The 14,287-nt window shown below is 49.6% G+C and carries 20 protein-coding genes; 7 read left to right on the top strand and 13 right to left on the bottom strand.

Annotated elements, in window-relative coordinates:
* Window positions 1-21: 21 nt before the first annotated feature.
* A complete protein-coding gene (locus NGM66_RS04490; protein ID WP_208909638.1) occupies window positions 22-471 on the top strand; it encodes an NUDIX hydrolase in 450 nt (149 codons plus the stop codon).
* A gap of 696 nt (window positions 472-1,167) precedes the next feature.
* Here the strand turns inward: NGM66_RS04490 and NGM66_RS04485 are convergent.
* On the bottom strand, window positions 1,168-1,347 hold the full coding sequence (locus tag NGM66_RS04485) for a hypothetical protein (protein WP_208909639.1): 180 nt from the start codon (window positions 1,345-1,347) through the stop codon (window positions 1,168-1,170).
* 183 nt (window positions 1,348-1,530) lie between these two features.
* Between NGM66_RS04485 and xerS the strand changes: the two genes are divergently transcribed.
* Both xerS and NGM66_RS04475 read left to right on the top strand, forming a co-directional pair.
* Complete coding sequence (xerS, locus tag NGM66_RS04480; protein WP_208909640.1) at window positions 1,531-2,595, top strand: tyrosine recombinase XerS; 1,065 nt, start codon at window positions 1,531-1,533, stop codon at window positions 2,593-2,595.
* A gap of 78 nt (window positions 2,596-2,673) precedes the next feature.
* Window positions 2,674-3,651 carry an aldo/keto reductase gene (locus tag NGM66_RS04475; protein WP_258115407.1) on the top strand — a complete coding sequence of 326 codons (978 nt, stop codon included), beginning with the start codon at window positions 2,674-2,676 and terminating at the stop codon, window positions 3,649-3,651.
* Window positions 3,652-3,721: 70 nt separating this feature from the next.
* On the opposite strand, the gene NGM66_RS04470 is transcribed toward NGM66_RS04475, so the two are convergent.
* The 6 genes from NGM66_RS04470 to NGM66_RS04445 all read right to left on the bottom strand — a co-directional run bounded on the left by NGM66_RS04470 (window position 3,722) and on the right by NGM66_RS04445 (window position 7,970).
* Entirely contained in the window at window positions 3,722-4,336 is a 615-nt protein-coding gene (locus NGM66_RS04470) for a DUF2812 domain-containing protein (protein ID WP_208909642.1), read from the bottom strand.
* Between the two features lie 17 nt (window positions 4,337-4,353).
* The gene (locus NGM66_RS04465; RefSeq protein WP_208909643.1) at window positions 4,354-4,665 is read right to left on the bottom strand and encodes a PadR family transcriptional regulator; all 312 of its coding nucleotides are present in this window, start codon (window positions 4,663-4,665) and stop codon (window positions 4,354-4,356) included.
* Between the two features lie 337 nt (window positions 4,666-5,002).
* Entirely contained in the window at window positions 5,003-5,281 is a 279-nt protein-coding gene (locus NGM66_RS04460) for a helix-turn-helix domain-containing protein (RefSeq protein WP_208909644.1), read from the bottom strand.
* 73 nt (window positions 5,282-5,354) lie between these two features.
* On the bottom strand, window positions 5,355-5,753 hold the full coding sequence (locus tag NGM66_RS04455) for a nucleoside 2-deoxyribosyltransferase (RefSeq protein ID WP_208909646.1): 399 nt from the start codon (window positions 5,751-5,753) through the stop codon (window positions 5,355-5,357).
* Window positions 5,750-6,064 (bottom strand): MazG nucleotide pyrophosphohydrolase domain-containing protein, encoded by a 315-nt coding sequence (locus tag NGM66_RS04450; protein ID WP_208909648.1) that lies wholly within the window; start codon window positions 6,062-6,064, stop codon window positions 5,750-5,752. Before NGM66_RS04450 ends, NGM66_RS04455 begins: the two co-directional genes overlap by 4 nt.
* A gap of 181 nt (window positions 6,065-6,245) precedes the next feature.
* A complete protein-coding gene (locus NGM66_RS04445) occupies window positions 6,246-7,970 on the bottom strand; it encodes an MFS transporter (RefSeq protein WP_208909649.1) in 1,725 nt (574 codons plus the stop codon).
* A 95-nt stretch (window positions 7,971-8,065) separates the two neighbouring features.
* On the opposite strand from NGM66_RS04445, the gene NGM66_RS04440 reads away from it, so the two are divergent.
* Window positions 8,066-8,599 (top strand): TetR/AcrR family transcriptional regulator, encoded by a 534-nt coding sequence (locus NGM66_RS04440; RefSeq protein ID WP_208909650.1) that lies wholly within the window; start codon window positions 8,066-8,068, stop codon window positions 8,597-8,599.
* A 59-nt stretch (window positions 8,600-8,658) separates the two neighbouring features.
* Here NGM66_RS04440 and NGM66_RS04435 read toward each other — a convergent pair whose 3' ends face one another.
* The 4 genes from NGM66_RS04435 to NGM66_RS04420 form a co-directional block, all read right to left on the bottom strand.
* Entirely contained in the window at window positions 8,659-9,156 is a 498-nt protein-coding gene (locus NGM66_RS04435; protein WP_208909651.1) for a cysteine hydrolase family protein, read from the bottom strand.
* A 170-nt stretch (window positions 9,157-9,326) separates the two neighbouring features.
* Window positions 9,327-9,671 carry a type II toxin-antitoxin system YafQ family toxin gene (locus NGM66_RS04430; protein ID WP_208909652.1) on the bottom strand — a complete coding sequence of 115 codons (345 nt, stop codon included), beginning with the start codon at window positions 9,669-9,671 and terminating at the stop codon, window positions 9,327-9,329.
* Window positions 9,671-9,946, bottom strand: a complete 276-nt coding sequence (locus NGM66_RS04425) for a type II toxin-antitoxin system Phd/YefM family antitoxin (RefSeq protein ID WP_208909653.1) — start codon at window positions 9,944-9,946, stop codon at window positions 9,671-9,673. Before NGM66_RS04425 ends, NGM66_RS04430 begins: the two co-directional genes overlap by 1 nt.
* A gap of 326 nt (window positions 9,947-10,272) precedes the next feature.
* Entirely contained in the window at window positions 10,273-11,073 is an 801-nt protein-coding gene (locus tag NGM66_RS04420; RefSeq protein WP_208909654.1) for a metallophosphoesterase, read from the bottom strand.
* Window positions 11,074-11,240: 167 nt separating this feature from the next.
* Here NGM66_RS04420 and NGM66_RS04415 point away from each other — a divergent pair, with 167 nt between their 5' ends.
* A complete protein-coding gene (locus NGM66_RS04415) occupies window positions 11,241-11,744 on the top strand; it encodes an LURP-one-related/scramblase family protein (protein WP_208909656.1) in 504 nt (167 codons plus the stop codon).
* Here the strand turns inward: NGM66_RS04415 and NGM66_RS04410 are convergent, their stop codons facing one another.
* Complete coding sequence (locus NGM66_RS04410; RefSeq protein ID WP_208909658.1) at window positions 11,745-12,395, bottom strand: endonuclease III domain-containing protein; 651 nt, start codon at window positions 12,393-12,395, stop codon at window positions 11,745-11,747.
* 320 nt (window positions 12,396-12,715) lie between these two features.
* Here NGM66_RS04410 and NGM66_RS04405 point away from each other — a divergent pair, with 320 nt between their 5' ends.
* Together NGM66_RS04405 and NGM66_RS04400 are read left to right on the top strand one after the other, a co-directional pair.
* Entirely contained in the window at window positions 12,716-13,138 is a 423-nt protein-coding gene (locus NGM66_RS04405; protein WP_208909659.1) for an SRPBCC family protein, read from the top strand.
* A complete protein-coding gene (locus NGM66_RS04400; protein ID WP_258115406.1) occupies window positions 13,135-13,296 on the top strand; it encodes a hypothetical protein in 162 nt (53 codons plus the stop codon). Before NGM66_RS04405 ends, NGM66_RS04400 begins: the two co-directional genes overlap by 4 nt.
* A 72-nt stretch (window positions 13,297-13,368) precedes the next feature.
* Here NGM66_RS04400 and NGM66_RS04395 read toward each other — a convergent pair whose 3' ends face one another.
* Window positions 13,369-14,217, bottom strand: coding sequence for an alpha/beta hydrolase (locus tag NGM66_RS04395; RefSeq protein ID WP_208909661.1), 849 nt, complete (start codon window positions 14,215-14,217; stop codon window positions 13,369-13,371).
* Window positions 14,218-14,287: the final 70 nt, after the last annotated feature.

Below are 14,287 nucleotides of genomic sequence, written 5' to 3'. Positions count from 1 at the left end.
GGAAAAGACGGGTGAACGCACATGGGCTATGTCCTAAATTTACGTCAGCAAGTTGGCGCCGCACCGCTAATCGTCGTGGGCGCTGCAACGGTAGTTTACCGGCAATCAGCGCTCTTATTGGTGCACCGCACGGACAACCATTTCTGGGGCTTGCCGGCGGGATCAAAGGAACTCAACGAAAGTACGGTTGCGACGGCCAAACGCGAACTTCATGAGGAAACCGGCATGACGGCACAAACCGCCAAATTGCTGACGGTCGTAAGTGGCGCTGGCATGCAATATCAATATCCCAATGGTGATCAGATTGATTCGGTCACGGTGGTTTACGAAGTTGCCGCGACTGGTGAACCCAATGGCGATAATGACGAAACCAACGCCGCCAAATTTTTTCCGCTGGATCAGTTGCCAACAGAACTGACGCCGTTAACGCGAAAGATTTTAACCGCGTTGGGCGTGGGTCAACTGAACTAAATTAAAAACCAGTTCTTGAGTTGTTAAAAACTTGGGAACTGGTTTTTAATTGGCTTGAATTCGGGGCTGGTGACGATTGCACTACTACTTTCGATAATATATATTATGTAAAGTAGAATAGAGAAAAGCTTTTGACCTGAAAAGTGCCGGTTCCCTGTTGCTACCGTTGTTAGCAATTCAGTTGACTGGTTCGGTTCGTCAGCGAGTTCTTTAACTTTTCAATAGCATCGCCAGCAAACGCCAACCGTTCGACAAGTGCTCTGACAAATGCCAACGAACTGCTGACCGCGACGTTCATTAGATTCAACAGCACTGCTAGTCAGGTTCAAGCTGTCAGTCAGCGTCAATAACCTATCAGCCATTGGCTCGTCAAAAACGCCAATTTGCAGGCGGATTCTACGGAATTTTCATGATACACTTGATCAGCTAACACCTGAACGTGTGCTCAGAATCAACGTCGTTTTTGCGGGTATTGCGATTTACTGCTGGTGCTGGCTGGTTCTATGACTCGCATCAGTTGAAATAGCCTTGGCCGAGATACACCGATAATTTAGATTGCTGGTGAACTTGCCGAGGCCGCTCTGATTGGACTTATCGTTAAGTGCTTAGCGGATAGCTGGTTTTGACGGCTGTGGTATTCAGTTGCTGACGCTGACAGATGCGCTACGGATCAGGTCAAATTGTAGCTAAATATTCCTAGTCCAAAATGCTGATAAATGCCGTCACATCAGTGATCAAGCCGTTTTCAGTTCCTGGAAAGTCAGATTGCACAATTATCATTGAATTGTGCCAGCAGCTGCCCACGTTAAACAACAAATTATCCGTCAAACCGCGAAACAACAGCGTTTTAGCGGACTTAATGACTTGCAATGGCATTGCTGAAATCCAGTAGTTGGCTAGCTGTCTCCAGTAGTACCATCGATCTTTAGCTGATTACTTTCATTAAAACAAATATTTTAAAGATAGTAGTATACAGAAAAACAGGCGGGGGGCTTGCTAATTTTGGCGTTCACCGGTATCATAGAGTCATATGAGAACATACGTTTGGAGGCCACTTCTATGGAAAAGCAGCATTACCTAAAACTCATCAACGAAGAATTGGCCACTGCGCCCTGGTACGTGCAGGAATACTACCAGGCTAAAGCGACCATTCCCTTGTCACCCGCTACCCTATACCAATACTTGACGGAGTTCCGCCGCTTCTTTAATTGGCTGATCAGTGAGGGGTTGACCTCTGCTACACGCCCCGCCGATATTGACATTCAGGTCTTAGCGACATTAAAGAAGGAAACCGTAGAACTGTACAAGTCCGCCCTGCTGAACCAGACCAAATTAACTGGCGCTCCCGGTAGCCGGACTCATCCGACCATCAATCGCTCGCTAAACGCCCTGTCCTCGTTGTTCAAGTACCTGACTGAAGATACCGAGGACGACAACGGTGAGGCGTATTTCGACCGCAACGTCATGCATAAGATTGCCCTGGTCCGCACCAGCGAGACCTATGCCACCCGGGCGGCCAACCTCAAGACCAAGCTGATGCTGGGCAACACCGACCATGAGTACCTAGACTTCATTGACCAGAAATACGAGGCTCTCTTGTCGCCAGCCAAGAAACGCTACTTTCATCGGGACAAACGCCGGGATCTGGCCATCAACGCCTTGCTGCTAGGCAGTGGCCTGCGGGTATCCGAGGCAGCCAACGCCGACCTGCGGCATCTGAACCTCAAGACCGGTACGATCGGTGTTGTCCGTAAGGGTGGTCAGCGTGATACCGTGCCCATTGCCCCCTGGACGCTGCCATACATCCAGGCCTACGTTGATCACCGTGAAGCCATCTATCATGCGACCAGCGCCGACCGCGCCCTCTTTCTCAGTAGTTATCGCGGTCAGGCCTCACGGATGCAGGCCAATTCGATGGAAAAAATGGTGGCTAAGTATTCGGCCGCGTTTAAGGTCCGTATCACGCCCCACAAGCTGCGGCACACCTTAGCCTCAAAACTCTACCTGGCCACCAAAAACGAACAGCTAGTGGCCACCCAACTCGGTCAGAACTCGACTAGTGCCACGGGGCTGTACACGCATATCATTGACGAAGAACAGCGCCATGGACTGGAGAAAATGTAGTTCAGGTCATTAAAGTAAAGTAGTACACTATAGATACATGACAATCATTAATCACCCATTAAAGGAGTTAACGAACAGATGAACTATCGTAAATTTGGTAAAACTGGCTTTAACATCAGCGAGGTCTCGCTTGGCACTTGGCAACTTGGCGGCAAATGGGGACTGCCTTTTAGTCAACAGGACGCCGAAGCAACGTTAGCCGAGGCCTACGGACAGGGCGTCAATTTCTTTGATACCGCTGACGGCTATCAAAACGGGGCCAGCGAACGTGCCGTGGGACAATTTATTAAGACCCACCCCGACGTTCATTTCACCACTAAAATCGGCCGCAAAGAAGAACCGCTAACGGCCGACCACTTTACGCCCGCTAGCATTGACAGGTATGTCGAAGAGTCCTTGAAGAATATGGGACTCGATACATTGGATATGGTGCTGCTCCATTGCCCACCAACCCAAGTGCTCTACCAACCCGAAACGTTCTTTGAGCTCGACCGCCTGCAGCAACAAGGTAAGATCCGCAACTACGGCGTCAGTGTGGAAAAAGTTGAAGAAGGCATCAAGACTCTTGATTACAACGTGGCTGGTATCGAGATCATCTTCAACATGTTCCGGTTACGCCCAGCCAAGTTATTCTTTGAACTGGCCCAACAACATGATGTCGGCATCTTGGCCCGGGTACCGCTGGCTAGTGGCCTATTGAGCGGCAAATACACGGCTGATACCAAGTTCGCACCCGAAGACCACCGGACAAACAATCGCGATGGCCAACATTTTGATAAAGGTGAAACCTTCTCTGGTGTGGATTACCTCACCGGCGTCAAGGCAGCGAACGAACTCAAGCAACGCCTGGGGACAGACCAATTAGCAGCCACGGCTTTACGCTACATCTTAATGTACGATGCCGTTTCCGCCGTGATTCCCGGCGCCAGCAACCCGACTCAAATTGAACGCAACACCGCAGCCGCTGACCTAGCACCATTGACGGCGGATCAAATGGCGGTCGTGCAGGATGTTTATGATCAGTATATTAAGAATCCAGTTGACTATTTGTGGTAATCGGTAGATTTTAAATTAAAAGGCTCTCAAGGCTAGTTTGCGTAGTCTTGAGAGCTTTTTAGACAGAGATTTAATTGCGTGTCCCAGCACCATAATAGGCTCGTCCCAAGTACACGAAACTGGCCACGCCAAACGCATAGACGGGGATGACCCGCAGTAGTGCCCAAGGCGTCTCGAACCAAAAGGCTTGCCAAAACCGGTTACCCTGCATTTGCCACAATCCGGGTGTTAAATACCAACTCTGAAAATTAAAAACATTCACACCTGAGCTGAGGTGAGTCAAACCGAAAAACACGGTGAGAAACAAGACACCATAGAAATAACCCATCCGACTGTAACGGCGACGACTGTCCTGCTTTGATCGTTCATCCGAAAAGATGGCGTTGTCGACCGAGTCCCTGCGTTGCTGAAAGTATTGTACACCACCGTGACGACTGCCGCCAATCAAACGCCAACCGCTATCGTTAAAGAGTTGCCGATAATCCTGATAGTTCCGCCAGCTCAGCCCGTGATCGCGAAAGTCCAACCGCACTGTCGGTGTAAATTCATCTGCAACTGTCAACGGTACAAAGGTATAGCTATGCAAGATATGATTCACAAACGTCAAGCGGTAGCCCGCAGCCTGCACGCCATTAATCCAATTTTCTTCTTCGTCAAGATTTAAAAATACGCGAAATTTTTTCATGTCATCATCCTCCCCAATTAATACCCAAATGACTGCGCTAACGTCCCCAGTTGGCGCAGCCGCGCCGTTTCCAACGTCATGATTTTTCGGCCAGCGGGTGTAATTTGATAGACGCGCCGTCGCTTATCCGGCCCCGGCACTTCTTTGATCCATTTTAATTTCAGCAGATTCTCAGTCGCCCCATACATGGTCCCCGCGGCCACCTTTACTGTCCCCTGACTGATGCGGGCAATCTCTTGAATCGCGCCATAACCGTGTAGCGGCTGGGTTAAGACCAGTAAAATATAGTAGGTGGTCTCGGTTAAGGGCAAATTTTTATCTCGTTTCATTTTTTCCTCCAGTGGTTAGCAATCGTACACTATACAGTCCAACTATATATAGAATAACTGTATAGTGATCATTTTGCAAGCCGGAGGTCGTTTGGGTTTCTGATGGTGGTCTTACCTGTCCTTTAAACTTATCACGAGCAAATTGGCTTAACCAACATTTTCGTCTCTAGTCACTAAGCAAATTGATGGGCAACTTATTTTTTTGTTTTAATAATCTTCAATGGTCATATCAACCTACATACACGACAAAAAGCGCCCAGAATCCTAGTTCTGAACGCTTTTGCGTGTTATCTAAATCAACTTGGGACTGGCTCTCACTTGCATGAAAGGCGCTATCTTAGGTAAATTCGACCTTAAGTTTCTTTTCAAGTGCAAAGGCAATCTTACTCATTGTATCAAAGCTGGTATTTTGCCCACGTTCAATTCGCGCGACAGTTGATTGCGGAACATTTGCACGCTTGGCTAACTCACGTTGCGTTAAGCCAGCGCGTTCACGCTCATTCATTAAGGCCACTGCGTTCTCTAGCCTGGCGGATCCAGCATCGAATCCTACCTTGAACTTGGGGTCTTTAAGTTGCTCAGCAAGATAATCATCGAAAAGAATGTTCTTTGCCATACTACTTACCTCCCACTGACTAAGCCATTCATAGGACAAACAAACCATGATTGTAGATCACCGAATTAACAAATCATTCACGACTCAGAATAAACACTTTAAACTCAGCAACTGTTCCGTGAAACGCATGAACGTGATCCATGAGGTAAAAGGTACTCGTCTCTGCTGGATTCTTAATCTGGTTAATTGTATCCAAAACGTAGATTGGCTTATGTAACGCGGTTGCAATTCCAAATTCAACATTGGCCCCTTTGCCACCAGGAAAAACGAAAACAAAGAAGTCACAGTCGACGATGCCAGCATATTCAGCTTGAGCAATTTTCCGAAGATCTGCTAGGCTAGGTTCTGCTACATGCTTAGTCCAATCATAGGTTTGCTTGAAGCCAGAAGTTTCAAGTTGCGTTGCAATCCCATTGACTAGTGACATCCTTTTAAAGGAACCGGCCACGTAAAATTTTTTTGTCCCTGTCATTTAAATCGCCGCTTCAACTTCTGTTCGCTTGCTTGCAAGAGGTCTTTCGCATCAATATCATAGAGACTACTAATGACTAACACCTGATCCAAAGTATCCGCTAATTCTTCCTTCAGATTTGCCCGTAACTCTTCAGGGGTCGTCGTCTTCTCTCCCGGATGGTCACGACCTATCTCAATCGCCCGAATTGCTCGAGAAACTTCACCCGTCTCTTCAGTCAGAAAATTTAAGTGAACAAAGGGCGAATATTGATACCAATTTCGTTGCTGGTAGAAATTGACCAACCAATCTTGATGCGCTGTAATTGTCACTGACACTGCCTCCTCATTATCTCGTTAGTACAACTTTACCAGATTCGCTTAATGACGCAACCAACTCCGCTTACAAAATTCGCGAAGTAGAACTGCGAATTTAACCAGCGTTCAAAAAACCACAGACCGGAGACAGCAATCCGTGCTTTTGCTATTTTTAAAATTTTTCACCCGTCGTCAATCACTCATTGTTTTCAATACATTCACGTTCCAGATAATCTCGCTGTTTTCTAAACAGAAAAATCGGCAGCAGCATGACCAACGTAAACGGCATCGCAACTCGATATGGCCGTATAAAGGCCCTGATCAGTTGACGCTTCGTTTTGCGGTAAATGGTCGCTGCCAGTCTCGCTAAGACACGATTGTCATGAGCTACTTGTTGCGTGACGGTTTGTTTAACGCGTTGGTAGATCGCCCGTTTAGTCGGCACTGGTGCCTGTGTCAACCCGTGCTGGACGAGTGCCTGCTGGTAATAACGTTGGCTCAACTGGTTGGCTTTTGCTTGACCAATGAAGGTCGTTTGCGGGTGCTGCGGCAGCGAGCCTGTAGCTAACTGGTTGTTGGCCTGAGCAAGCGCCTCTCGCTTGACTTGCGCGGTCACTGGCAGCATGGCAATTTCATTTTGCGCAAATGTCCATACATTAGTTTTGGCAACCGCTAAATTCGCCGACAGCGCAGAGACGAAGATGGCGACCGCTAGCGATGTCCCAATTTGGCGAAAGACCCCAATCACGCTCTGCGATGCCGTTAGGAGCTTACCGGTGAACTCGCCAGCCGCCAGTACCGTGATTGGGCCAATGATGATGCCGTAACCCGCCCCAATCAGAACTGTCGCCACGAAGACTTGCCAATACTGATTGGGGTTCATGCGAGCCAATACAATGTATCCGCCAATCATGGTCAGGCTCCCTGTCAAAATCACCAACCGCGGTCCCAGTCTAGCCAATAGTAAGCCACTGAGCGGCGACCAGACAAAGATCATGACTGAGGCTGGCGTTACCATCATCGCGGCCAACAATGTGCCTTTTAGTTGTACCCTTGTAAAGAAGCTCGGCATCAACACCAGCAAGGCGACTAGAAAGATTCCCGACATCACGGTCATAATGGCTGCCCCTACAAACTGCCGATCTTTGAAAAGCACCAAAGGGACCATGGGGTGTTTCGCATGGGCTTCGACGAGAAGAAAACTTGCCAGTGCCAAGCTGCTCAGCCCGCCTAACCCTAGACAACGCAGACTCGTCCACCCCCAGTCGTTGCCCTTAACTAGCAATAGCGTCAAGCTAAAGAGCAGCGTCATCGACAGAACCGCGCCACCCAGGTCTAAACGTTCAGACGCACGGCGCCGTTCGTGCAGGTCAAATAGCTGCCAACAAAGGCCCACGCCCACTGACAACAGCGTCAATGGCACATTCATCAGGAAAATCCCGCGCCAGCCCAGAAACTGGGTCACCATACCCCCAATCGTTGGTCCCAACGCCGCGGCCAGCCCCTGCGTAATGCCCAACGTGGCGATGACCCGCGTTCGTTTAGCCAAAGGGACGCTGTTGATGCCAATCGTCATGCTAGCCGGAAAAACGATTGCCGCTCCCAAGCTCTGAATGCCCCGACCACCGATTAGCCACGCGACATTACTGGCCAATCCCGAGACCAATGAGCCCGCTAAAAACAGCCCCAATCCCAACAGGTATACCCGGTGCCGCCCATAAATATCGGCTAGCCGTCCCAGTGGAATCGTCAGTGTTGCAAATAGAATGGTGTACAGGTTAAGGGCCCAAGATAACTGTGTCAAGTCGGTGCCCAGCCCCGTTTGAATTGCCGGTAGCGCAATGTTCATGACCGTGGTGTCTAACATACACAGAAAAATGCCGATGGCCATGGTCCCCACTAGTTTTGTTGCTCGCTTCATAATCAAAGATCCCCTCCTCAAGTGTTATCGCTAGTTTATCGATTGTCATTCAGATACACTAGCTTTAGGTTACAGAAAGGGGGATGTTGTGACCCATGAACCCACAAGTCCGTAAGCAACAAAACTTAGCAGCCATCTACCATGCCTTGCTAACGCTAATGGCCCGAAAACCACTGGCCACAATTTCCATCACCGAGTTGTGTCAGCACGCCCAGGTCTCACGAACTTATTTCTACCGCAACTATCAAGACTTCAATCAAATCATCACGCGCTATCAAACGCAGAACATGTTGCGCTACCTCCGGCGACTGCCGCGGTCCGCACAGGTTAGTCTGGCCGACCTAATGACGCACTACTTCGAGTTGGTCCAGTCTGAAGCTGGTACCTATCAGCTACTGATTAAAAATGGTCAGTTGGCTGTCTTGCTGCAAACCTTTCAAACCGTTTTCCAGCTCCTGAAGAAGCAGCATCGGCTCCACGGCTCACGAATCAATGAACCGTACTACCTGGAATTCTTTTCCGGAGCTGTCATCAACGTGGCCGTCACCTGGGTCACCCACGGTTTCGTGGAATCACCGCGATATCTGGGAGACTTAGTGGCCCGCTTTGCCTCAGCAAATCGACCATAAAAAATCGGCATGCCTCCCAGATTGGGAAAAGCATGCCGATTCTTCTGAATTTGCTTGCATTAAGCCTCTAGCATTGTGACAAATCGATGATCCCAAATACCCTCGAAAAAGGCAATGGTTTGGTCAGCCGTCATGAATTTGTTATCCACTGTGGTCGTTAACCCGCGGGTCATTTGTAGGTCGTAACCGATACCATGAGCGACCTTAGTCGTGGTGTCCACACAGTATTCAACCTGGGCACCACAGATTTCCAATGATTCAGCAGCGAAACTCGTCAGTACCCGCCGTAAATTAGTATGGTAAAAGGCGTTAGCATGGTGCTTTGAGACTAAGGGGTCCGTGTCGCGATAATCCAGGTCGGGAATCAATTCCCAATCGTGCGTGCCTTGGACCAGGTCTTCATCCGAATGCTGGATAAAAACAATCGGCTTTTTCGCCTTGCGATACGCCGCAATCCGGGCATTGATGCCGGTAAGGACGTGGGACATGTTTGCGGCGGTCTGTTCACCGTAACAAACCCCGTTTTGAAGATCAATGACTAGTAAAACGTCTGCCATGTTGATGGCCTCCTTCAGGAATCTTTTAGCTCAGTTCCTATCATATCATACCCTATTTATGGAACCTATTACTAAAAAATATGCTGACGTTGACCGACTTCTAGTTCAAGGGGATGCCGACGACTTTGTCTAGATCACGCTGCCTTAATCACACAACGCCTTTTTACAACTCACTTATTAGCGTGATTCTGTTTAAAAAACAGCTTATCATGCGTGCCTATTCGAATCCCAATTAGGATGAGGTCATCTTCGTCTACCGCGTAAATAACCACGATATCGTTGCGTTCATTGGGCTGTTGTCCTTTTGGCGTATCGCGTAAGTGAAATTCATGGTAGCCCGCCAAACGGCGTTGTAATTGGTGATCACCAAACTCAGCTGGTAACGCATGTCCTGTTAGTAAGACTTCGATAGCCGCACGAACTTCATCAACAATCTGATGGTCAATTGTTGCTAAGTGCTTAAGATCGGCATTAAACGTTTTTCTGGGTTTAAATCTTAACTTTCGCTCCACCATTAAAACTGGCTCCAGTAGTGATCGTCTGCTGTGACGACCTCATCATCGGGTAAGACTCCCCGCCGAATCAGCTGGTCACGGGCAACTGCATATTCCAGGGAGTCTTCTTTCGCTTTTAGTGCCCGTTCCATCCAGTCCATCTTCTCCTGTGAAATAATTGCCACAGCGCGATTATTAGAGCGGGCGACATAAACCGTCTCGTCTTCATCGTTGATTTGATCCAAATAGTCTTTCATATGTGTTCTAAATGCACTTTGTGTCGCAGCTAAAGCCATTTTTAGCACCTCATTTCGTACTCATATTGTACGCGATTACGTACGAAAAAGCGACAAATCTGCTTGTTCTATGGCAATCTTTTCAAATGAATTCCAGATCTCTTTGTGGTGAACTTCTTTCGCAAATTTCTTGACCGACTGAATGACCAATTTTTTGAATAGTCGTTTCCATATGCCACCACTCCTAATCACTGTCTTCAACTCAAGGCTAATGTAATTGCATTCAACATAAAAACCCCATGCTTAACAACCATTTTGACCGGCCGAGCACCAGCTTTAATTGTCGTTTTGTGTGGTTGGCATCGTAACCAAACACTAATTCAGCATCACATCAAATGTGCCTCCGCACCATCATAGAGTTGGCCCTTAATCACCCAATTCATCGCGACGACCTCACCCTGTTCAGTCAACGTGAGGGCAAAAATCCCGCCGTTGCGAGCGCCCGAACGACTGCCCGCATCAATGAGGTACCGCGGTATGTCCTGCGCATCTGCCTGCATCTTAATGAACCCGTAGCCCGACGCCGTCAACGTCTGGACCGGTGTATGCCCGGTCACGATAACCTTGTCCGTCAGATTGCGATGCCACGACCGGTTTTGATCAAAATAGTAATCATCACGGATCCAGAGCAAGTCGTCACGTAACTGTTGGTTAAGCGGGCGTTCCCAGTCGATTCCCGCATGCACAGCAAGGATGTGGGGCTTCTTCCAAGCAATCGGGAGTCCGGTCAAAAACTGTGTATAGCGTTGGAGCGGCTCATGGTTTAACGCTGCGGCGACTGCCCGCGGATTACTGGAATGAATCCCCAATTGATGCCAAGTTTTTGCACCGCCGTTAAGCCGCCAAGTCTGATAACTCAGGTCGTCACCGCGCGACGTTTGGACCCAAAAGTCATCGTGATTACCTAGCAGAGCGCAATCGCCATGATTTTGTACACGGTCCATAATCATATCCAGCACCGCAAGTGGCACGATAGGACTCGGCTGGTCTGCCCCCATCCGCATCGCGTGGCCATCGATGTAATCGCCTAGGAAAATCAGACGACTATCCTGTAGCGCATCGGCCTGTAGAAGCACCGCCAGATCGTCGGCCGCTGAATGAATGTCACCGATAAATGTGTACTGCAATTCTCACACGCCCCTTTAAAAGTAGATTGTCTAAGTGCTACCTGTTACTAACCACGTTCAATGCACCAAACCTGAATCGCCAGCAATTTTTAGCACGAAGGCTATCCAGTTGGTCAAAACTCCGGTATCATAGAAACCAATACCGCAACAAGATTGGAGAACGAGACATGCGTAAACTCTATTTGGATCAAAAAGTCTGGTCCGTTCGCGAAAAATTCACCATCTATGACGACCGCGAACAGCCGGTCTACCGCGCTCAAGGTAGCCTATTTAAGATTCCCAAGCGCTTTGATATCTTCGACTTACAGGATCACGTGGTCGCCAGCGTGACCAAACGACCGTTGCACTGGCTAGCCAGCTTTGACCTAGCAATCGGCGGCCAGTCGGTGGCGACGATTCAAAAACAATTCAGTTTGGTTAAACCGCGTTATGAGTTGGTTGCGGCTGGACTCACGGTAACCGGTGACTTTTGGGATATGAATTTCTCTGTCTCACGCAACGGTCAAGTCGTTGGTACCGTGGACAAGCGCTGGTTCAGCGTGGGCGACAAGTACGAGATCACGATTCAAGATGAGACCGACAGTCTTCTGTTAGTGGGTCTGGTGCTGGCCATTGATTACGTCAAACGCCAAGCTCAAGCGGCCGCCAACTCATCAAATACGGGCAACTAGTTAGCCCAACGCCTCATTTTCCTCATTCAGTTGGTCACAATCCTTGATCAACTGACAAACTTCCTTTTCCGGTGTCAATTTCATGGAATACTTCCGGCCAAATTCAATCATCGTGTGGTGCGCCTGGTGCAGTTCTGCCGGTTTTAGGACGCCGACGATGCGCTTTTCGACCTGTAGCGGGGATGCCGCCTGGTCGACGAAGTGTAGTCGTTTAGAGATTGCTGAAACGTGAGTGTCCACCGCAAACGTCGGTTGGGCAAAGACGTCACTCAAGACGACATTGGCTGTCTTCCGCCCCGCGCCCGGCAAGGCCATGATGCCTTTACGGTCGGTAGGCACCACGTCATCGAGTTCCTCGTGAACGATGCGGGCCGTCTTGATGATGTTGCGGGCCTTGTTGTGAAAGAGACCCACGCTCTTGATGATGGCCTCCACGTCGGTAACCTCAGCCGCCATCAGGTCCTTGGGCGTCGGGTATTTGGTAAATAACATCGGCGTGACCTTATTGACGGAAACGTCCGTGGCCTGAGCACTCAAAATCACCGAAACCAAATACTGAAATGGCGTCCGTGAGTCCAGTGACGGCCCCACCGGTCCCATTTCTGCTTCCATCTGATGAATCGCCCAAACAATCTGCTCGTCTTTTAACATCGTTTCCGCCTCCGTTAGTGTCGTTACCCTTATGATACCCGAGTTGGTGCCAAAATGGGCAAAAAATTGACGTTATCCCTAAATGCGACTAGCAGCTGCCCCGAAGACAGCCGTTAGTCGTTTTTTAGCTAGTCGTTAAAAATCTCCCTCTACCCTTACTAACGAAATCCACCGGGAATTTGTCACCCCCTGTTAGCGAAAAATCGTATCGGCTCCTTTACCCATTCAGGCACTTAACCATGAATTATCAAGATATTGATTACCCGTAACCCCGCATCCAGGGTATGCTCAAGCCATCCCAATGAAGGAAGGCAAACTAGATGAACACACCACTATTTCAAAACACCCTGTACACAACTCTGACACCAACTCAGGTACGCACCCGCCTACTGGATCTAACCGATCTCCCCCGCTGGAACCCGGCCATCACGCAGGTCACACCCACTGAGACTGGTGTGCACCTCACCCGCCAGCAACCGGCTTTGAACCTCAGTGAAGACGTTACCGTCACAGCGACGGCTTCGCAGGTCGACTATCACAGTACGGGCGACCGACTGACGTACACGCTGACGTTCACGCTCACCGTCATGACAACGGGTACCCAAATTACAGAAACCTTAACGGTGATTGAACCGACCGCCTTAACCATCCCACTACGGTTACTAGCACCCGTTGCGCAAGCCGCATTTGCCCGCAACCTGGCGCTATTAGTTGCGCAGGACACGCCCCAGGAGGTGAAGTGACGATGCTTCTCAGTCTGACCCTTGACTCAGCGACCGACTGGCAACAGATTTTGCATCAGCTAGTGATCTTGTGGGCCATCGGTTGGGGCCTGCGCGCGGTTCTCATGGGCCTAATACTGGGTGGCGCCTATTGGTTCTGGCGTAAGCATTTGCGTTAAACCGTAACCGATTAAAAATGCGTTCAGGGTAAGTTTATCCCGCACGCATTTTTCAGTGATTTTAGTGAACGTTTACCGGCTCCACAAGAAGTGGATCAGTACCCGGTCCACCTGCGGATTATCATGGAGCTTACTGTGGCGCGCTAGTTTGCCTGTGAATTCATGTTCTCGGTAGGACTTGGCGCGGGGCGCCACCAAATACTTGAGCGACAGACTGGACACGTTGGGCACGGTGCCGTCCGTGTGATGGCCAATGTTGCCGTATAAGTTGAGCACTCGAACCTGATCTTTCGGCAGTACCTGGCGCAACCGCGTCATCTCACGGTAGGTGGCGTTCATGTGATTGGGCTTTCCCGCCGCGTTAAGCTTGAGACCTGCTGGTTGTCTGACCGCCGCCGGGACGTCCCGGAAGTTCAGACCCGCAAAGTGGCCGGCGATATCGACTTGTTTACGCAGTTTTGGCAATTTCTGCGACCCACTGTTTTCCAATGAATAATAAATCAGTGAAATGTTGCCCAATGAATGACCGACCATATTGATTGATTTGATGTGATACTGCTGCTGCAGGGCTTGGACCACGTGCGTCGCCCAGATGCCATGCTTGTGGTAATTCAGCTGGCGATTGTCCGCGTAGTTGACCTCCACGATGGGATTGACGGCCCCTGACTTGATCTGGCCAGCCAGTCGGACCTGCCCACGCCGGTCGACCATGGCCCGAATGATCGTATTCGTAACGCCGGCCTTCTTTGCCGCCTGCGCCATGTGCTCCTCGGCTCGGTAGCTACTCCCACCACCGTGGAAAAACAATGTCGGTGTCGCCGACTGCACGTATTTATGCGTGGCCACCCGGTGCGTACACCCCGTCAACAGCCCTGTAAGTAATAAGAGTACGACTAACAACTTGCTTGATTTAACTTGCATATGTGCTCCCCCCAGTATCGATGATGCCTTCATCATACTAGCTTCGGGTAGCCCTAAGGCAAGTAAAACG

The sequence above is a fragment of the Levilactobacillus yiduensis genome (assembly GCF_024718525.1).
GTDB lineage: Bacteria > Bacillota > Bacilli > Lactobacillales > Lactobacillaceae > Levilactobacillus > Levilactobacillus yiduensis.
The sequence above is the reverse complement of the archived record's forward strand: the minus strand, read 5'-3'. Positions and strand labels throughout refer to the sequence as shown.